The organism is Pseudomonas sp. LPB0260 (assembly GCF_013388395.1).
On the sequence record NZ_CP058247.1, the window covers coordinates 2,778,641 to 2,795,528 of the forward strand.

Sequence of the window (16,888 nt, forward strand, 5' to 3'; positions counted from 1 at the left end):
CCTGCCAAGGACACGCCATGCACCTGCTGATCGCCGAAACCGACCATGCCACCTATGCCGAACTGCTGCACCGGGCGGCGCCGGAGCTGCAGCTGCATGCCAGCGCCGATCCCGCCGAGCTGAGCCAGCTGGCCGCCGGTTGCCCGCTGTGGCTGGGCCAGCCGGACCTGCTCGCCGCGCTGCTGGCGCAGGGGCACAAGCCGCAGTGGCTGCAGTCCACCTGGGCCGGCATCACCCCCTTGCTGGCGCCGCAGTTGCCGCGCGACTACCGCCTCAGCCGCGCGGTGGGTATCTTCGGCCAGGTGATGGCCGAGTATGTGCTGGGCCACCTGCTGGCCCACGAGCGCCAGCTGTTCGCGCGCCTGGCCGCACAGGTCGAGCAGCGCTGGGACATCGGTTCGCCGCGCAGCCTGGTCGGGCGCCGGGTGCTGATCGTCGGCTGTGGCGATATCGGCCAGAGCGTGGCGCAGTTCCTCGCGCCGTTCGGCGTCGAACTGCTCGGTGTGGCCAGTCAGGCGCGGGTGCAGAAACCCTTCGTCGAGGTGACGGGCATTGACCAGCTGCCGCGCCTAGCGGCCACGGCCGATTATCTGGTCAATCTGTTGCCGGACACGCCGGCCACCCGCGATGTCTATGACGCTGCGCTGCTGGCCCGGCTCAAGCCCAGTGCGCTGCTGATCAACGCCGGGCGCGGGGTGGCGGTGGTCGATGCCGACCTGGTCGCGGCCCTGGAACAGGGGCAGTTGGCCGGCGCGGTGATCGACGTCTGCCGCCAGGAACCGCTGCCTGCCGGTCACCCGTTCTGGACCGCGCCGCACCTGCTGCTTACCGGTCACACGTCGGCACCGACCGAGCCGCACCTGATGGCTCAGTTGTTCCTCGACAACCTGACGCGCTTTCGCACCGGTCATGAACTGCGTGGCCAGGTGGATTTCGTGCGCGGCTACTAGCCGGCGCCGTTCGGCGATGCGCCCTTGGCCGGGCGCCGGCGCCACGCTAGACTGCCGGCCCTTTCGCCTGTCCCCGTACCGCTCGTTATGGCCGCCAAAGTCGAACCCTTCTGGAAACGCAAGACCCTCGCCCAGCTTGACCAGGACGAGTGGGAGTCGCTGTGCGACGGCTGCGGCCTGTGCTGCCTGCAGAAGCTCGAGGACGAGGACGACGGCAGCGTCTACTACACGCGCATTGCCTGCAAGCTGCTCGACCTGGACACCTGTCGCTGCACCGACTACGCCAACCGCGCACGCTTCGTCCCCGACTGCATCCAGCTCACCCCGGCCCAGGCCGATCAGTTCCAGTGGCTGCCGCCGACCTGCGCCTATCGCCTGGTCAGCGAGGGCAAGGACCTGCCGCTCTGGCATCACCTGGTCTGCGGCGATCCTGAAGCGGTGCATGTCGAACGCATCTCCCAGGCCGGGCGAATGCTCAGCGAGAACAAGGTGGCCGAGGACGACTGGGAAGAGCACCTGATCTTCCGCGCCGGCTAGGCACCGTTGCAGCCCCGCCGGCTTTGTGCAAGCGTAGCCGGCAGCGCCCGGGAACCGGCCCGGCGCCGTGATCCGCATCTTTGTTGCCAAGGAAATGCCCAGCATGCCGATTCGCCTTAGCTTGTTGTTCGCCATCTTGTTGATGCTCAGTACCCCGCTGTGGGCGGCCGTGAAGGTCGACCTGGATTATCGGGTGCGCTTTCTGCCGGAGTCCGATCAGGCCGAGGTCAGCCTGACCCTGGAGAAGGGCGAGCGGGTCCTGGGCCTGGATTTCGACCTGGGTGAGGAGGGCATGTACAGCGATTTCAGCGCCGATGGCCAGTGGACCCAGGACAGTCCCGGGCGCGGCCTGTGGCAGCCGGCCGAGGGCCGGGCCACGCTGAGCTACCGGGTGCGCGTCAATCATCTGCGCAACGACAAGCACTACGATGCGCGCATGACCGAAGACTGGGCGCTGTTGCGCGGCGACGACCTAGTGCCCAGCGCCAGGCTGCGCCAGGAGGACAAGACCGAGCTGGTCGCGCGCCTGCAGTTCGACCTGCCCAAGGGCTGGCGCGGCGTCGAAACCGGCTGGCCGCGCATCGGCAAGAACAAGTTCCGCATCGACAACCCGCTGCGCAAGTTCGACCGACCGACCGGCTGGATAGTCGCTGGCAAGATCGGCACGCGCCGGGTGCGGCTCGGTGATACCGAGGTGACCGTGGCGGCGCCGGTCGGCGAAGGCATGCGGCGGATGGATATCCTCACCCTGCTGACCTTCGTCTGGCCACAGATGCAGGAGGTCTTCCCGCGCGATCCGGCCAAGCTGCTGATCGTCGGTGCCGGCGACCCGATGTGGCGCGGTGGCCTGTCGGCGACCAACTCCTACTACATGCACACGGATCGTCCGTTGGTCAGCGAGAACGGCACCAGTTCCCTGGTGCACGAACTGGTGCACGTGTTCAGCCGCATCAGCCAGCGCGACCGCAGCGACTGGGTCGTCGAGGGCCTGGCCGAGTACTACGCCATCGAGCTGATGCGCCGCGCCGGCGGCTTGAACGAGGAGCGCTACCAGAAGATTCGCCAGCAGCTGAACAAGTGGAGCAAGCCGGTCAAGAGCCTGCGCGGCAACCGCTCCACGGGGCCGGTGACGGCGCGGGCGGTGCTGCTGCTGCAGGAGCTGGATCGCGAGATCCGCCAGGCCACCAAGGGCAATCACCCGCGTTCGCTGGATGACGTGACCCGTGGCCTGATGCGCTTGAACAAGGTCAGCACCCGGGATCTGGTGGAGATCAGCGAAAGCGTCATGGGCAAGCCGTCCAAGGTGCTGGACACCCGTCTGCTGCGTTGATCATCCAGGGCTTGAGCGCCCTGACGGAGAAGGACCATGCTCGGCATCGAACATTTCGGCCTGTTTCTCGCCGCGACCCTGGCGCTGAACCTGACGCCCGGACCGGACATGCTGTACATCGCCTCGCGCGCCAGTGCCCAGGGCACGCCGGCCGGGCTGGTATCGAGCCTGGGCATAGGCGCCGGCTGCCTGGTGCACGCCCTGGCGGCCGCCTTCGGCCTGTCGGCGTTGCTGATGATGTCGGCGCTGGCCTTCAGCCTAGTGAAGTGGGCCGGGGTGCTCTACCTGATCTGGCTGGGCGTGCAGCTGATCCGCGCAGGCTGGCGCGAGGCGCAGCAGCAGACGCTGGTGCCGGCGCGCTTGTCTCAGGTGTTCTGGCAGGGTGTGCTGGTGAACGTGTTCAACCCCAAGGTGGCGCTGTTCTTTCTGGCCTTCCTGCCGCAGTTCGCCCAACCGGACTCGCCACACTTCGTCTGGCAGATGCTCATGCTCGGGGTGATCTTCAGTCTCTGCGGCACCCTGGTGAACGCCGCGGTCGCCGCGCTGTGCGGCCATTTCGGCGCTCGCCTGGGCGACCGGCCCTCCTGGCGCCGCTGGCAGCAGAGCGCTGCCGGCGTGCTGATCATGGCTATGGGCATCGGCCTGGCGCTGACCGAGCGGCGCGGCTAGGCCGGCCTAGAACAGCGGCCCGGACTTGGTGTTGTTGCCCTTGGCGAGGCGGTCGTAGAGCACCACGTTGACCGTCGCCGCGAGGTTCATGCAGCCCTGGGTCGGGATGTACACCACGTCTTCGCACCAGCTGCGGATCTGCTTGTCCAGCGAGCCGTCCTCCGGGCCGAAGATGTAGATGGCCCGATCCGGGTGGGTGTATTCCGGCAAGGGCCGGGCGCCCTCGACCAGTTCCACGGCGACCGGGGTACAGCCCAGGGGGATGATCTTCTGCAGGTCGTCGATGGCGATCAGCGGGATATCCAGGTGCACCTGCTTGGTGTCGGTGACGAAGTCGCGGGCGCGCTCGTAGCGCTTGCCGGTGTAGAACACCGAACTGACGCCGTAGCAGCCGGCGGCGCGCATCACCGCACCGACGTTCTCCGGCGACTTGGGATTGAACAGGCCGATGCAGCTGTATCTCTTGTTCGCCACGAAACGGGCCCCCTGAGCAAAGGGCGCCAGTATACGGGGCGCGCTCCGGACTGGCTTATTCTTTGTTCTTCAGCAGCGCGGCCAGGTCGGCGAAGGCCTTGTGGGTCACCTTGGGGCCCTGGGGCGTGGACGTGGAGCCCTCGCTGAAATACTGCTGGTCGGTGTACCGGGAATGCTCGTTGTCGTGGCAGTACAGGCACAGCAGCTCCCAGTTGGAGCCGTCCTGGGGGTTGTTGTCGTGGTTGTGGTCGCGGTGGTGCACCGTCAGCTCGCTCAGGCGCTTGCCGGCGAACTCGCGGCCGCAGCGTCCGCAGACGTGGGGGTACATCTTCAGGGCCTTCTGCCGGTAGCCTTCTTCGCGGCTGCGCTGGGCCTCGGCGAGGATGCGGTCGAGCTTGGCGGTGGGCGAGGGCGATTTGTCGGTGCTCATGGTCGGTTCCGTCGTGCGATTCGGGGCGTGTCTGCAGTGTAATCCTGCCGGCAGTCGGCGAGAACCGCCGGGCGGGCACTAATCGAGCGGGGTGCGGCCCAACGGGGGAGTCCCGCGAGAAAGGAGGGCGGCGATGCCGTTGTGGGTTTTGGCTCTGTCCTGCCTGGGTGCGTTCTGGGTCGCCGCGCTGCCGGCGCAGGAGGCCCGATGGCCGGCCTCATATGAGCGCGCGGCGGGCTCGCCGGGCACCGCCACCCCGCAACCCTTCGTCCTGCCTCGCTCCGCCGGGCTTCCCGGCACGGCACCGCAGCATCTGCCGCTGCTCAACGACGGTACGGGCAATCGGGGCGGAGCGCTCAATCCGCGGCCAGACGGGCCGCTGCCGGCCGACGGCAGGCTGCCGCTGCTGGAGCGGCAACCGCAGCGCCAGCGCTGAGATTGATCAGACCTGTTTCTCGATCAGCTGGCCATCGACCATGCGCAGGCGCTTGGACATGGCCACGGCGATCGAGCGGATGATCTTGGCGGCCGACTTGGGGGCTTCCTGCAGCATCTTCTCCAGGGAGTCCTTGGCCAGCACCAGCAGGGTGCAGTCGGTGACCGCCACGCAACTGGCCGAGCGTCTTTCGCCATCGAGCACGGCCATCTCGCCGAAGGCGCGACCCTTGCGCAGCTTGGCGATCTCGACGATCTCGCCGCTGGAGTTGGTCTTGCGCACCGAAACCGCGCCGAAATGAATGATGCACATGAAGGTGCCGGCATCGCCCTCGTCGCAGATGACCGCGTCCGGGTCGAACTTGCTGATGTTGAAATAGCCCGCCGCGTTGAGCAGTTCGGCCGGCAGCAGGTTGTGGAACATGCCGCAGTCGAGCAGCATGTCGCGGATTTCATCGATCAGGTAGGAACTGTCGGGCATGGGAACTCTACGGCTGTCCGGCAAGAAATGGGTGGTTCACAGGTGACGTTAGCTGGCCGAGGCGGGCTTGCCAACGGCCGCCCGCCGGAAGCTGTGACCGCGCGCTCAGTTAGCCCGGGTTCGCGGCCAGCACCTTGAGCAGGAAAGCATACTCCAGGGCCACGTCGCGCAGCGCCTGGTAACGCCCGCTCATGCCGCCATGGCCTGCGTCGAGGTCGGTTTTGAGCAGCAGCAGCCGCTCGTCGGTCTTGTGCGCGCGCAACTTGGCCACCCACTTGGCCGCCTCCCAGTACTGCACGCGGCTGTCGTTGTAGCCGGCCACCGCGAGTATCGCCGGGTAGGCCTGGGCCTTGACGTTCTCGTAGGGGGCGTAGCCCTTGATCCGCTCGAATACCTGCGGTTCGTGGGGATCGCCCCATTCGTCGTACTCGGTGACGGTCAGGGGCAGATCGGGGTTCTGCATGGTGTTGAGCACATCGACGAACGGCACCTCGGCGATGGCTGCGGCGAACAGTTCCGGGCGCAGGTTGAGCACCGCGCCGATCAGCAGGCCGCCGGCGCTGCCACCGCTGATGGCCAGGCGCTCGGCGCTGGTATAGCCGGCGTCGATCAGGTGCTCGGCGCAGGCGATGAAGTCGTCGAAGCTGTTGTGCTTGTGTTCCAGCTTGCCGGCCCGGTACCAGGCCTCGCCCAGTTCGCCGCCGCCGCGCACATGGGCGATGGCGAAGACGAAACCGCGCTCCAGCAGGCTCAGGCGGGCATGGGAGAACCAGGGGTCGAGGCTCTCGCCATAGGCGCCATAGCCATAGAGATAGAGCGGGGCGGGCTGCCCGGCCTGGAGTACCTCGCGGCGCGCCACCAGGCTGATGGGCACCTGGGTGCCGTCCGCGGCGCGGGCCCACAGGCGCTGGCTGACATAGGCATCGGCATCGAACGGGCCTTCCACCGGGGTTTCCTTGAGCACCTGCTGCGTGCCGTCGGCCAGGCTCAGCTGACGGATCTGCGCCGGGCGGTTCAGCGCCTCGTAGCGCAGGCGGATGACCGGGCTGTGGAACTCCAGCGAGTCCTGCACGTACAGGCTGTAGGCCGCGTCCGGCAGCTGGACCCGGTAGGCGGCCTGCCCCAGGGGCTGCACCTCGATGATCGGCAGGCCGGCCTCGCGCAGGCTGAGGACCAGGGCGTGCTGGTTCAGGCTGAGACCTTCGAGCATCACCCGCTCGTCGTGGGCGCGCAGCAGGTGCCAGTGCGCGCGGGTCGGCGCCTGTTCGTTGGCGAAAAACAGGGCGAAGTTGATGCCGCTCTGGTTGCTGCGAATCAGCCAGCACCAGCGGCCGTCGTGCTTGCCGTGGTCGACGTAGTATTCGTGGCCGTCCTCGCGCGGCGCCAGGCAACGGAAGGCCTCTTCCGGGGTGTCGGCATCCAGCACCCAGGCCTCGCTGGTGGTCTTGCTGCCCAGGGCCAGCACCAGCTGGCGTTCCGAGCTGGTGCGGTAGCAGTGCAGGAAGAAGCGTCCATCGTCTTCTTGGAACACCAGCGTGGCGGCGTCGTCGCCGAGGCGGTGGCGATACAGCTTGTGCGGCCGGTGGGTGTCGTCCAGCTCGCCGAAGAACAGGGTCTGGCTGTCGTTGGCCCAGGTCATGCTGCCGTCGCAGTCGGCGAACGGCAGCTCGCGGATGCTGCCGTCGGCCAGCTCCTTGACGAACAGCCGGTAGGTCTCGTCGCCGCTGGTGTCCAGGCTGTAGGCCAGGCGCTGGTGGTCCGGGCTGATGCTGAACGCGCCGAGGGACAGGTAGCCGCCGTTCGCCAGGGCGTTGGGGTCGAGCAGCAGCTGCTCGGCGTGCTCATCGACCTGCAGCGAGTCATCGCTGGGCCGTGGGCAGCGATAGTGGCGCGGGTACTCGTCGCCGGCGGTGGTGCGCTGGTAGTAGAGGTAGGGCCCCCAGGGCGACGGCAGCGACAGGTCGGTCTCGCGGATACGCCCCTTGATCTCCTCGAACAGGGTCTCGCGCAGCTCGCTCTGCTCGGCCAGCTGCGCCTCCAGGTAGGCGTTCTCGGCCTTGAGATGCTCGAGTACCTCGGCGGCATCTCGCTGTTCCAGCCAGCGGTACGGGTCGGCGCCGGGTTCTGTGCGGGCGATGGGGGCGTGCGGCATGCGGCAACTCCGAAATCAGGTGCGGCCGACGGTGGGGGCGCCGGGCCGTTGAAAAGCCGCTATCATAAGCGCCCCTTTGCAAGCCCCGCCACGTCAGGGACCCGCCGCGTTATGATCGAAAGCGACTATCTACTTGCCTGGAGCGCCTATGCCGTCGCGGCGCTCGGCTGCCTGCTGGTCTGGTTCCGCCTGACCCGCTGGATGTGGCGCTATGTGCGCGAGCCGCTGCGCCTGCTGGTCGCGGTGCTGCTGCTGACCCCGACCGTAGTCGACCCGGCCAAGGAACTGCTCGCCCCGGCGGTCGCCGTCGCCGCCCTGGATCTGCTGTTCAAGGTGGGCAACAACGCCTTGCGGGCGGCGGCGGACCTGGCCATGTACGGCCTGATCGCCTTCGCCCTGTACCTGCTGTTCGTGGCCGTTCGCTGGCCGATCGAGCGCTGGTGGAAGCGCCGGGGCGGGCCGGTGCGCGAAGAGCGCGAGGCGGATGCGCCGACCTTGCGCGAGCTGATGGAGCAAGGCGCCGCTGAGCCGGGCGCCAGCCATCGTGACTCCCGTGGCGAGCGTCGCCTGCGCATCGAGCCGCGGCTCTGAGTTTTCCGGCCGGCAGGCCGATCTTCGAACCCCGACCTGTCTGGCCCGCTGGCCAGCGCTTGCAGGCGTGGCGGCGGGCCTTCAGCATAGGCTCAGCTGCGTCAGGAGAGCCTATGGACCCCATGTTCCGTGCGAACGCCAATGATCCAGTGCCGGCGCACCGCGTCGCCTGTGCCTGCCTCCGGTCGGCGCGGCGACGCCTTGCGCTGAGCGGAGGACGCTAGCCATGTGCGAGCTGCTCGGCATGAGCGCCAATGTGCCCACCGATATCGTCTTCAGCTTTACCGGGCTGATGCAGCGCGGCGGCCGCACCGGCCCCCATCGCGATGGCTGGGGCATCGGCTTCTACGAGGGGCGCGGCCTGCGCCTGTTCCAGGACCCGCGGGCCAGCAGCGAGTCGGAGGTGGCGCAACTGGTACAGCGCTATCCGATCAAGAGCGAAGTGGTGATCGGTCACATTCGCCAGGCCAACGTCGGCCGCGTCTGCCTGGCCAACACCCATCCCTTCGTGCGCGAGATGTGGGGGCGCAACTGGTGTTTCGCCCATAACGGCCAGCTGGCCGATTTCCGCCCGCCGGCGGGTTTCTACCAAGCCATCGGCGACACCGACAGCGAGGCGGCGTTCTGCGACCTGCTCAACCGCCTGCGCCTGGCGTTCCCCGAACCGCCACCTTTCGAGCAGCTGCTGCCAAGCCTGATCGAGGCCTGCGCGGCGTATCGCCAGTTGGGCGTGTTCAACTGCCTGCTCAGCGACGGCGACTGGTTGTTCAGCTTCTGCTCGACCAAGCTGGCGCATATCACCCGGCGCGCGCCGTTCGGCCCGGCGCAGTTGAAGGATGCCGACCTGCGGGTGGATTTTCAGGCGGAAACCACGCCCAACGACGTGGTAACCGTACTGGTCACCGAGCCGCTCACCGATAACGAGAACTGGAGCCGCTACCAGCCAGGCGAATGGCGCCTGTGGCGTGGCGGCGAATGCCTGGCTCAGGGCAACGCCTGAGCCGGGGACAAGGAACATTGGGGAAGGTAATGCTGAGGAGCTATCTGCGTCTGGCGCTGTTCACGCTGGGGTTGTTGGTCGGGGTCCAGGTGCCCGGCTTTGTCGATGACTACGGCAAGCGGGTCGAGGCGCACCGCCTGGAGTCGGAGCAGAGTTTGAAGGGCTTCCGGGAAACCGCCCGACGTTTCTTCAAGGCGGACCTGCAGGCCCTGGTGGCCCACTACCGGGTGAGCGACGACCCGGTGATGCGCAGCGATGCGCAGAGCGTCGGCAATCTGGTCGAGCGGGCACGCTGGCTCGCCGAGGAGTGGCAGGCCATGCAGGGCCCCTGGTACGGCCAGCTGTGGCACCTGGCCACGGCGGCGGACAACGAACTGCTGGAGGAGACGTTCCAGGCCTATCGCTATCAGGTGCTGCTGGCGCCCGAGGCCATCGCCTGGGGGATCGCCTGTGCCCTGTTGTTCGCCTGGTCGATCGAGGGGTTGCTGCTGATGCTCGCCTGGGTGTTCGTCGCCGGCCAGGACCGTCGCGCGCGCGAGCGCCACTGGCGCTGAGCCGCGCGCCTGTGCGGCTCAGTAGTTGAGGGTCAGCTGCGGGCCGAGGTAGTCGTTGGCCTGACGGATGTCGTCGTCACCGAGCAGGCCCACGGCCGCGGCGAGTTGCAGGCGTGAGACCAGGTAGCGCAACTTGGCTTCCAGCAGGTCGCGGCGGGCGATGAACACCTGCTCTTCGGCGTTGAGGATGTCGACGTTGGTGCTGGAGCCGGCCAGGAAGCCCTTCTTCGCCGAATCCTGGGCCCGCTTGCTGGAGGCGACCGCCTGTTCCAGCGCCCTGATACGCGCCGGGCCGCTCTGCACGCCACGGAATTCACGGGTGGTGGCGGAGAACACTTCCTCGCGGGTGGCGTTGAGGTCTTCCCCGGCCTGTTCGCGGCTGGCGGTGGCCTGACGAACCCGCGCGCTCACCGCACCGCCTGAGTACAGCGGCAGGTTGAACTCCAGGCCGACCGAGGCGTAACGATTCTGCTGGTCGATGGTGGTGACGGAGTCGCTTTCGCTGTCGGTATAGCCCAGCACGAAATCGAGGGTCGGCCAGTGTCCGCCGCTGGCGCGGTTGACTTCCTCTTCCGCGACCCGGTGGTTGTAGTGACGGGCGCGCAGCGCCGGGTTGTTCGCCCGCGCCTTGCTCAGCCAGTCCTGCAGGTTGTCCGGGTGCAGACCGGGGGTAGGAAAGTCGCTGCGCAGGGTGGCGACCTGCTGCGGCATTTCGCCGAGCATCTCCTGCAGCAGGCGCAGGGCGATCGCCAGGTTGTCCTGGGCCTCGATCTGTTCGGCCAGGGCCAGGTCGCGCCGCGCGGTGGCCTGGTCGACATCGGTGATGGTGCCATCGCCCAGGTCGAAACGCCGCTTGGCGGCGGCCACCTGCTGTTCCAGGGCCTTGAGCTTGGCGTCGGCCAGTTCGATGGTTTCGCGGGTCAGCAGTACATCGAAGTAACGGCTGGCCAGGCGTACCGCGATGTTCTGGGTCTTGGCGTCGAACACCGCCTCGCTGTACCCGGCGCGTTGCTTGCCCTGGCGGTACTCGGCCATCTTCTGCCGATCGAACAGCGGCTGGCGCAGTTGCACGCCCAGGTTCTGCGAGTCGTAATCCAGGTCGTTGTCGGTCGAGTTGCCGAACTCCTGACTGCCGCTGACCTTGCTCCTGCTGGCGCTGGCGCTGATCTGCGGCAGCAGGCCGGCGCGGCCCAGGGCGCGATTCTCCAGCCCGGCATCGCGCTCGTGAGCCGCCGAGCGGTAGACCGGCCCCTGCAGGCGCAGGGTGTTCCAGGCTTCCTGCAGGTCCAGCGCGAGCGCGGGCAGGCTGGTCGCCGTGGCCAGACAGACGAAGGCTAAGCGGATCACCATGTCACTGTTCCTTGAAGGCACTGTCGATCCGGTCAAGCATAGGCTTCATCAGGTAACTCATCAGGTTTCGTTCGCCGGTTTTTATCGTCACGGTGGCCGGCATGCCAGGGCGGATGCGGTTGCTGCCGAGCCTATCCATGCCTTCCGGGGTGACCTCGACCTGCGCCAGGTAGTAGGGCTGCTTGTTGGCTTCATCGACCAGGCGGTCGGCGGAAATGGTCAGCACCCGGCCCGGAATATTCGGCGTCTGGGCATGGTTGAAGGCCGGAAAGGTGATGTCCACCAGCAGGCCCGGGACCATCTTGTCGATGGCCTGTACCGGCACCATGGCGTCGACCTGCAGCGGCTCATTGGCCGGTACCACGTCCATGATGGTCGAGCCAGGCTGGATCACCCCGCCGATGGTCGAGACGTTGAGGCCGAGGACCACACCGTCGATCGGCGAGCGGATCACGGTGTTGGTGACCTCGTAGTCCAGCGAACGCAGGCGGTCGGCCAGGGCCGAGGCTTCCTTCTGCGCGTCGGTCAGCTGCGATTGCACCTCCTTCTGGAAGTTCTGCTCGAGCTGGAGGATGCGCAGCTTGAGCTCGGCGATCTGGTTGCGGGCACGGCCGATCTCGGCGATGTTCTGCGCCAGCGAGGCGTTCAGTTCGGCGGCTTCGCGCTCCAGTTCGAGCATCCGGTTGCGGGTCACATAGCCTTCGGCCGCCAGGCTGCGCACGCCGTCGAGTTCCTGGCGCAGGAATTTGATCTGCGCGTAGCGCGAGCCCTGCACCTGGCGCAACCCCTTGAGCTGCTCCTCGGCGCCGCGAATGTTTTCCTCGAGGATACCGGCCTCGCCGGTCAGGGCGGCGCGGCGGGTGGTGAACAGGCGCTGCTGCAGGGCGATCGAGGCGTTCAGGCGCGGGTCGCCGGCGAAGCGTTCGAGCAGCGCCGGATCGAAGGTCACCTCGGGCATGCCGTCGCGTTCGGCTTGCAGGCGGTTTTCTACGGACTTCAACACGATGTACTGGCCGCTGACCACGCCCTGTTCGGCGATGGCGCGGGTGGTGTCCAATTCGACCAGGACCTGGCCGCGTTCGACCATCTGCCCCTCGCGTACCGCGATGGTCTTGATCGAGCCGCCATCCAGATGCTGGATGGTCTTGCGGTTGTCGGTGACATTGACCGTGGCGTTCGCCACCACCCCCGCGTCCAGCGGAGCGAGGACGGCCCAGAGGACGAAACCGCCGAAACCGGCGAGCACCAGCGCCAGGCCCCAGCGACTGGGGCGCTGGTCATTGACGTCGACGGCTTCCTGGCTGTTCTCAGGCATGAGGTTCTTGCGTTCGAACTCGAGATTCGACATGACGCATCACTCCTTGGTCTTGACCGACGCCAGGGTCGCGCCGCCCATGCTGGTGGGCATGACGGCGGCCTGGCGCAGGGCGTTGAACACTTCGTCACGGCTGCCGAACATATGCACCGTGCCTTCGCGCAGCACGAGGATCTTGTCGACTATGTTCAGCACCGTCGGCCGATGGGAGATCAGCACCAGGGTCTTGCCACGTTGCTTGAGGTCGGCGAGGGCCTTCACCAGAGCGGCTTCGCCGACGTCGTCGAGGCTGGCGTTGGGTTCGTCGAGGACGATCAGCGAGGGGTCGCCGTAGAGCGCACGGGCCAGGCCGATGCGCTGCTTCTGGCCGCCGGACAGCGAGTTGCCGTCGGCGCTCAGGGGCGTGTCGTAGCCTTGCGGCAGGCGCAGGATCATCTCGTGCACGCCGGCCTGCTGGGCCGCCAGGATCACCGCGTCGCCATCGATCTCGCCGAAGCGGGAAATGTTTTCGGCGACAGTGCCCTCGAACAGCTCGACGTCCTGGGGCAGATAGCCCAGCCAGGGCCCCAGTTCTTCCTTGTCCCACTGGAAGACGTCCGCCCCGTCCAGGCGCACCTTGCCGGCGTGTGCCGGCCAGACACCGACCAGCAGGCGTGCCAGGGTGGACTTGCCCGAGGCCGAGGGACCGATGATGCCCAGAGCTTCTCCCGGTGCAACGTTGAGGCTGATGTTGCGCAGAATGGTCAGGGGCGTGCCGGGGGCGTTGGCGAATGCGCCTTCCACACTGACCTGACCGGCCGGCTTGGGCAGCGGCATGGAGGGCTTGCGCGCCGGGAAGTCGGCCAGCAGGCCGGACAACCGTCCCCAGGACGCGCGGCTGGCGAGCAGCTGCTTCCAGGTGGAAATCGCCAGTTCGACCGGGGCCAGGGCGCGTCCGGCGAGGATCGAGCAGGCGATCATCATCCCGGGGGTGATCTTGCCTTCGATCGCCAGCAAGGCACCGGTGCCGAGAATCAGCGATTGCAGGGTCACGCGCAGGAAGCGCGTGGTGCCGTTGATATAGGCCGCACGGTCGGAGGCCAGGGTCTGCTTCTCGAGAATCTGCTGATGGTTGCCGAACCAGCGCTCGCGGATGGCCGGAAACATGCCCATGGCCTGGATGACCTCGGCATTGCGCAGGTTGTTGTTGGCGTAGGTGCCGGAGGCCACCGAGGCCTGGTTGGCTTCGGCCAGCGGCTTGCGGGTGCTGACTTCGGTCAGGTAGGCCAGGCAGATCAGCAGCACCGAACCGATCAGCGTGATCAGGCCGAGCAGCGGGTGCACCAGGTAGATGACGAACAGGTAGATCGGCGTCCAGGGCGAGTCGAAGAAGGCGAACAGGCCGTTGCCGGTGAGGAACTGGCGAACCTGGGCCATGTCCTGCAGCGCCTGGGCCGGGTTGCCGCCGGCGCGATTCAGGTTGCGCTCGAAGGCGGCGGTGAACACGCGCTTGTTGAGCATCATGTCCAGGCGGTTGCCGACCCTGATCAGCACGGTGGAACGGACCATCTCCAGCAGGCCCATCAGCACATAGAGGCCGACGACCAGCAGGGTCAGCATCAACAGGGTGGTGACGTTGCTGCTGACCAGTGCCCGGTCGTACACCTGCAACATGTAGACCGCTGGGGTCAACATCAGCAGGTTGATCACGCCGCTGAAACAGGCCAGGGAAATGAAGGTCCGGCGCAAGCGAAATAGCACTTCCGCCAACTCGGAGCGGGGGGACTGCGGCATGCCCATGACGTTCCTCCAATACTGCTGCTGGCTGATCGCTCAGCTGTGGCTGGTGCCCGTTTACCGCCCGTCCCTGGCGGTGAAATTCCTGTGCAAAACCATCCTCGCCACACGCAAAAGGGGCCCTTGCCATCTAGGTATAGGTACGGGGCCGGGCTTCACGCAAGGCGCGAGTTGGCCTTCATGTGTTCGCGCTATGCGTAATAATTCTCTTTTGAAGCAGGGACTTATGATTTTTAAGGGTTTTCTAGGCGACAGCGGTGGTTTATTGACATCGGCAAATCGTGAGACTTAAGTCCGAGCCGGCCAACTGGCTAAGTCGTGACAGAGTGCGGCGTGCCGGCCAGGTGCATCACGCGACAGGGGGCGGGGGGCAGAAGACAGGGATGAAACCTGGAGGGGAGGGGCGGCGCCAGGGCTGAACCAGAAGCCGCCGCGAACCGGCAGAAAGGCGCTCGCGACCTTGTCGGGCGTCGACCCGGGCTCCGGCGCGGGCGCGCCGGGTCGCCGGGGGCAATGTTACTTGGACAGGAACCTCATGCCGTCTTCCAGGCCCTGCAGGGTCAGGGGGTACATCTGGTCTTCGACCAGCTCGCGGATCAGGCTGGTGGAGGCGGTGTAGCCCCAGCTGTCCTTGGGGTAGGGGTTGATCCAGATGAGTTTCTTGTACTTCTCCATGAAACGCTTGATCCACACGTAGCCCGGCTCCTCGTTCCAGTGCTCGACGCTGCCGCCGGCCTGGGTGATCTCGTAGGGCGCCATGGCCGCGTCGCCGACGAACACCACCTTGTAGTCGGCGCCGTACTTGTGCAGCAGGTCATGGGTGGAGAAGCGCTCGGAGGTGCGGCGCAGGTTGTTCTTCCACACCGACTCGTACACGCAGTTGTGGAAGTAGTAGTACTCCAGGTGCTTGAACTCGGTCTTGCAGGCGCTGAACAGCTCCTCGCAGACCTTGACGTGGGCGTCCATCGAGCCGCCGATGTCGAACAGGATCAGCAGCTTGACCGCGTTACGCCGCTCCGGGCGCATCTGGATGTTGAGCAGCCCGCCGTCCTTGGCCGTGTGGTCGATGGTGCCGTCCAGGTCCAGCTCGTCCTGGGCGCCCTGGCGGGCGAACTTGCGCAGGCGGCGCAGGGCGACCTTGATGTTGCGCGTGCCCAGCTCGACCTGGTCGTCGAGGTTCTTGTACTCGCGCTGGTCCCACACCTTGACCGCGCGGCCCTGGCGCTTGCCGGCATCGCCGACGCGGATGCCCTCGGGGTTGAAGCCGCCGGAGCCGAACGGGCTGGTGCCACCGGTGCCGATCCACTTGTTGCCGCCGGCGTGGCGTTCCTTCTGCTCCTCCAGGCGCTTCTTGAATTCCTCGATCAGCTTGTCCAGGCCGCCCAAGGATTCGATCCTGGCGCGCTCCTCGTCGGTCAGCGAACGCTCGAACTCCTTGCGTAGCCACTCGTCGGGGATCAAGGCCTCGATGTGCTGGTTGAGGTTCTCCAGGCCCTTGAAGTAGGCGCCGAAGGCCCGGTCGAACTTGTCGAAGTGGCGCTCGTCCTTGACCAGGATGGCCCGGGCGAGGAAGTAGAACTCGTCCATGTCGGCGAACACCACGTTGTGCTGCAACGCGTTGATCAGGTCGAGCAGCTCGCGCACCGACACCGGCACCTTGGCCGCGCGCATTTCGTTGAACAGGTTAAGCAGCATGCAGGCGATCTCCCGATTACCCGTAGGGTGGATAACGCTCTTTTTATCCACCGTGCCCTTGGGGTGGTGGAAAACGCTTCGCGGTTTTCCACCCTACGGCAATGTAGCCGGCTGATTTATCGAGACGCGCGGCGGCTCATGAAGGCCAGGCGCTCGAGCAGCTGCACGTCCTGCTCGTTCTTCACCAGGGCGCCGGCCAGGGGCGGGATGGCCTTGGTCGGGTCGCGTTCGCGCAGCACCGCCTCGCCGATGTTGTCGGCCATCAGCAGCTTGAGCCAGTCCACCAGCTCGCTGGTCGAGGGCTTCTTCTTCAGGCCCGGCACCTTGCGCACGTCGAAGAACACATCCAGTGCCTCGGCCACCAGGTCCTTCTTGATGGTCGGGTAGTGCACGTCGACGATCTTCTGCAGGGTGTCGCGGTCGGGGAAGGCGATGTAGTGGAAGAAGCAGCGGCGCAGGAAGGCGTCCGGCAGTTCCTTCTCGTTGTTCGAGGTGATGATGATGATCGGCCGCTGCTTGGCCTTGATGGTCTCGTTGGTCTCGTAGACGTAGAACTCCATCTTGTCGAGTTCCTGCAGCAGGTCGTTGGGGAACTCGATGTCGGCCTTGTCGATCTCGTCGATCAGCAGGATCACCCGCTCCTCGGACTCGAAGGCCTCCCACAGCTTGCCCTTCTTGATGTAGTTGCGCACGTCGTGGACCTTGTCCGAGTCCAGCTGCGAGTCGCGCAGGCGGCTGACCGCGTCGTACTCGTAGAGGCCCTGGTGGGCCTTGGTGGTGGACTTGATGTGCCAGGTGATCAGGCGGGCAGAGAAGGACTCGGCCAGTTGCTCGGCGAGCATGGTCTTGCCGGTGCCCGGTTCGCCCTTGACCAACAGTGGACGCTGCAGGGTGATGGCGGCATTGACCGCGAGCTTGAGGTCGTCGGTGGCGACATACGACTGAGTGCCTTCGAACTTCATCGGAATATCCTCGAACGGTAACGGCCCGGGCAGTACCCGCGGGTTCAGTAATTGAAAGGGCGACTATAACGCGCGGGCCGGGCGACTGTGAACGCGGACGCGCCATTCAGTCACTGAATGGCGGGTCACGCCCGGGCTGTCCGGCGTGCCGCTCGTCGGTCGGCGCGGCCGCAGCGGTTCCGGCGGG

At 66.5% G+C, this 16,888-nt stretch carries 17 protein-coding genes; 8 read left to right on the forward strand and 9 right to left on the reverse strand.

Features of this window, described 5'->3' with window-relative positions:
- Nucleotides 1–17: 17 nt before the first annotated feature.
- The 4 genes from LPB260_RS12510 to LPB260_RS12525 all read left to right on the forward strand — a co-directional run bounded on the left by LPB260_RS12510 (nucleotide 18) and on the right by LPB260_RS12525 (nucleotide 3,486).
- On the forward strand, nucleotides 18–950 hold the full coding sequence (locus LPB260_RS12510) for a D-2-hydroxyacid dehydrogenase (protein WP_208709085.1): 933 nt from the start codon (nucleotides 18–20) through the stop codon (nucleotides 948–950).
- Nucleotides 951–1,037: 87 nt separating this feature from the next.
- A complete protein-coding gene (locus tag LPB260_RS12515; protein WP_208709087.1) occupies nucleotides 1,038–1,487 on the forward strand; it encodes a YcgN family cysteine cluster protein in 450 nt (149 codons plus the stop codon).
- A gap of 103 nt (nucleotides 1,488–1,590) precedes the next feature.
- Nucleotides 1,591–2,817: a hypothetical protein gene (locus LPB260_RS12520; RefSeq protein ID WP_208709089.1), complete on the forward strand. Its 1,227-nt coding sequence runs from the start codon at nucleotides 1,591–1,593 to the stop codon at nucleotides 2,815–2,817.
- A 36-nt stretch (nucleotides 2,818–2,853) separates the two neighbouring features.
- Nucleotides 2,854–3,486 carry a LysE family translocator gene (locus tag LPB260_RS12525; protein ID WP_208709091.1) on the forward strand — a complete coding sequence of 211 codons (633 nt, stop codon included), beginning with the start codon at nucleotides 2,854–2,856 and terminating at the stop codon, nucleotides 3,484–3,486.
- A 6-nt stretch (nucleotides 3,487–3,492) separates the two neighbouring features.
- On the opposite strand, the gene LPB260_RS12530 is transcribed toward LPB260_RS12525, so the two are convergent.
- Together LPB260_RS12530 and LPB260_RS12535 are read right to left on the reverse strand one after the other, a co-directional pair.
- Nucleotides 3,493–3,960 (reverse strand): RNA methyltransferase, encoded by a 468-nt coding sequence (locus LPB260_RS12530; RefSeq protein WP_208709093.1) that lies wholly within the window; start codon nucleotides 3,958–3,960, stop codon nucleotides 3,493–3,495.
- Nucleotides 3,961–4,015: 55 nt separating this feature from the next.
- Nucleotides 4,016–4,390 carry a YajD family HNH nuclease gene (locus LPB260_RS12535; RefSeq protein ID WP_208709095.1) on the reverse strand — a complete coding sequence of 125 codons (375 nt, stop codon included), beginning with the start codon at nucleotides 4,388–4,390 and terminating at the stop codon, nucleotides 4,016–4,018.
- Between the two features lie 133 nt (nucleotides 4,391–4,523).
- Here LPB260_RS12535 and LPB260_RS12540 point away from each other — a divergent pair, with 133 nt between their 5' ends.
- Nucleotides 4,524–4,826 (forward strand): hypothetical protein, encoded by a 303-nt coding sequence (locus tag LPB260_RS12540; protein WP_208709098.1) that lies wholly within the window; start codon nucleotides 4,524–4,526, stop codon nucleotides 4,824–4,826.
- A gap of 6 nt (nucleotides 4,827–4,832) precedes the next feature.
- On the opposite strand, the gene LPB260_RS12545 is transcribed toward LPB260_RS12540, so the two are convergent.
- Nucleotides 4,833–5,306: a cyclic nucleotide-binding domain-containing protein gene (locus LPB260_RS12545; protein ID WP_208709100.1), complete on the reverse strand. Its 474-nt coding sequence runs from the start codon at nucleotides 5,304–5,306 to the stop codon at nucleotides 4,833–4,835.
- Between the two features lie 109 nt (nucleotides 5,307–5,415).
- Nucleotides 5,416–7,458, reverse strand: a complete 2,043-nt coding sequence (locus LPB260_RS12550) for a S9 family peptidase (RefSeq protein WP_208709102.1) — start codon at nucleotides 7,456–7,458, stop codon at nucleotides 5,416–5,418.
- Between the two features lie 111 nt (nucleotides 7,459–7,569).
- Between LPB260_RS12550 and LPB260_RS12555 the strand changes: the two genes are divergently transcribed.
- The 3 genes from LPB260_RS12555 (at nucleotide 7,570) to LPB260_RS12565 (ending at nucleotide 9,603) form a co-directional block, all read left to right on the forward strand.
- Nucleotides 7,570–8,049: an MFS transporter gene (locus LPB260_RS12555; protein WP_208709104.1), complete on the forward strand. Its 480-nt coding sequence runs from the start codon at nucleotides 7,570–7,572 to the stop codon at nucleotides 8,047–8,049.
- Nucleotides 8,050–8,275: 226 nt separating this feature from the next.
- Nucleotides 8,276–9,049, forward strand: a complete 774-nt coding sequence (locus LPB260_RS12560) for a class II glutamine amidotransferase (RefSeq protein WP_208709106.1) — start codon at nucleotides 8,276–8,278, stop codon at nucleotides 9,047–9,049.
- Nucleotides 9,050–9,078: 29 nt separating this feature from the next.
- Entirely contained in the window at nucleotides 9,079–9,603 is a 525-nt protein-coding gene (locus LPB260_RS12565) for a DUF2937 family protein (RefSeq protein ID WP_208709108.1), read from the forward strand.
- 18 nt (nucleotides 9,604–9,621) lie between these two features.
- Here the strand turns inward: LPB260_RS12565 and LPB260_RS12570 are convergent, their stop codons facing one another.
- The 5 genes from LPB260_RS12570 to LPB260_RS12590 all read right to left on the reverse strand — a co-directional run bounded on the left by LPB260_RS12570 (nucleotide 9,622) and on the right by LPB260_RS12590 (nucleotide 16,701).
- Nucleotides 9,622–10,953 carry a TolC family outer membrane protein gene (locus tag LPB260_RS12570; RefSeq protein WP_208709110.1) on the reverse strand — a complete coding sequence of 444 codons (1,332 nt, stop codon included), beginning with the start codon at nucleotides 10,951–10,953 and terminating at the stop codon, nucleotides 9,622–9,624.
- 1 nt (nucleotide 10,954) lies between these two features.
- On the reverse strand, nucleotides 10,955–12,268 hold the full coding sequence (locus LPB260_RS12575; RefSeq protein ID WP_371926171.1) for an HlyD family type I secretion periplasmic adaptor subunit: 1,314 nt from the start codon (nucleotides 12,266–12,268) through the stop codon (nucleotides 10,955–10,957).
- Between the two features lie 39 nt (nucleotides 12,269–12,307).
- The gene (locus LPB260_RS12580; RefSeq protein ID WP_208709114.1) at nucleotides 12,308–14,041 is read right to left on the reverse strand and encodes a type I secretion system permease/ATPase; all 1,734 of its coding nucleotides are present in this window, start codon (nucleotides 14,039–14,041) and stop codon (nucleotides 12,308–12,310) included.
- A 519-nt stretch (nucleotides 14,042–14,560) separates the two neighbouring features.
- Nucleotides 14,561–15,739 (reverse strand): VWA domain-containing protein, encoded by a 1,179-nt coding sequence (locus tag LPB260_RS12585; RefSeq protein ID WP_208709116.1) that lies wholly within the window; start codon nucleotides 15,737–15,739, stop codon nucleotides 14,561–14,563.
- A gap of 116 nt (nucleotides 15,740–15,855) precedes the next feature.
- Complete coding sequence (locus LPB260_RS12590; RefSeq protein ID WP_208709118.1) at nucleotides 15,856–16,701, reverse strand: MoxR family ATPase; 846 nt, start codon at nucleotides 16,699–16,701, stop codon at nucleotides 15,856–15,858.
- Between the last annotated feature and the right edge of the window lie 187 nt (nucleotides 16,702–16,888).

Coding starts and splice junctions, on each gene's coding strand:
- LPB260_RS12540 (WP_208709098.1), top strand. CDS start 4,524: ATGCCGTTGTGGGTTTTGGCTCTGTCCTGCCTGGGTGCGTTCTGGGTC.
- LPB260_RS12585 (WP_208709116.1), bottom strand. CDS start 15,739: ATGCTGCTTAACCTGTTCAACGAAATGCGCGCGGCCAAGGTGCCGGTG.
- LPB260_RS12520 (WP_208709089.1), top strand. CDS start 1,591: ATGCCGATTCGCCTTAGCTTGTTGTTCGCCATCTTGTTGATGCTCAGT.
- LPB260_RS12590 (WP_208709118.1), bottom strand. CDS start 16,701: ATGAAGTTCGAAGGCACTCAGTCGTATGTCGCCACCGACGACCTCAAG.
- LPB260_RS12575 (WP_371926171.1), bottom strand. CDS start 12,268: ATGCCTGAGAACAGCCAGGAAGCCGTCGACGTCAATGACCAGCGCCCC.
- LPB260_RS12515 (WP_208709087.1), top strand. CDS start 1,038: ATGGCCGCCAAAGTCGAACCCTTCTGGAAACGCAAGACCCTCGCCCAG.
- LPB260_RS12525 (WP_208709091.1), top strand. CDS start 2,854: ATGCTCGGCATCGAACATTTCGGCCTGTTTCTCGCCGCGACCCTGGCG.
- LPB260_RS12510 (WP_208709085.1), top strand. CDS start 18: ATGCACCTGCTGATCGCCGAAACCGACCATGCCACCTATGCCGAACTG.
- LPB260_RS12565 (WP_208709108.1), top strand. CDS start 9,079: ATGCTGAGGAGCTATCTGCGTCTGGCGCTGTTCACGCTGGGGTTGTTG.
- LPB260_RS12570 (WP_208709110.1), bottom strand. CDS start 10,953: ATGGTGATCCGCTTAGCCTTCGTCTGTCTGGCCACGGCGACCAGCCTG.
- LPB260_RS12560 (WP_208709106.1), top strand. CDS start 8,276: ATGTGCGAGCTGCTCGGCATGAGCGCCAATGTGCCCACCGATATCGTC.
- LPB260_RS12550 (WP_208709102.1), bottom strand. CDS start 7,458: ATGCCGCACGCCCCCATCGCCCGCACAGAACCCGGCGCCGACCCGTAC.
- LPB260_RS12555 (WP_208709104.1), top strand. CDS start 7,570: ATGATCGAAAGCGACTATCTACTTGCCTGGAGCGCCTATGCCGTCGCG.
- LPB260_RS12545 (WP_208709100.1), bottom strand. CDS start 5,306: ATGCCCGACAGTTCCTACCTGATCGATGAAATCCGCGACATGCTGCTC.
- LPB260_RS12535 (WP_208709095.1), bottom strand. CDS start 4,390: ATGAGCACCGACAAATCGCCCTCGCCCACCGCCAAGCTCGACCGCATC.
- LPB260_RS12580 (WP_208709114.1), bottom strand. CDS start 14,041: ATGCCGCAGTCCCCCCGCTCCGAGTTGGCGGAAGTGCTATTTCGCTTG.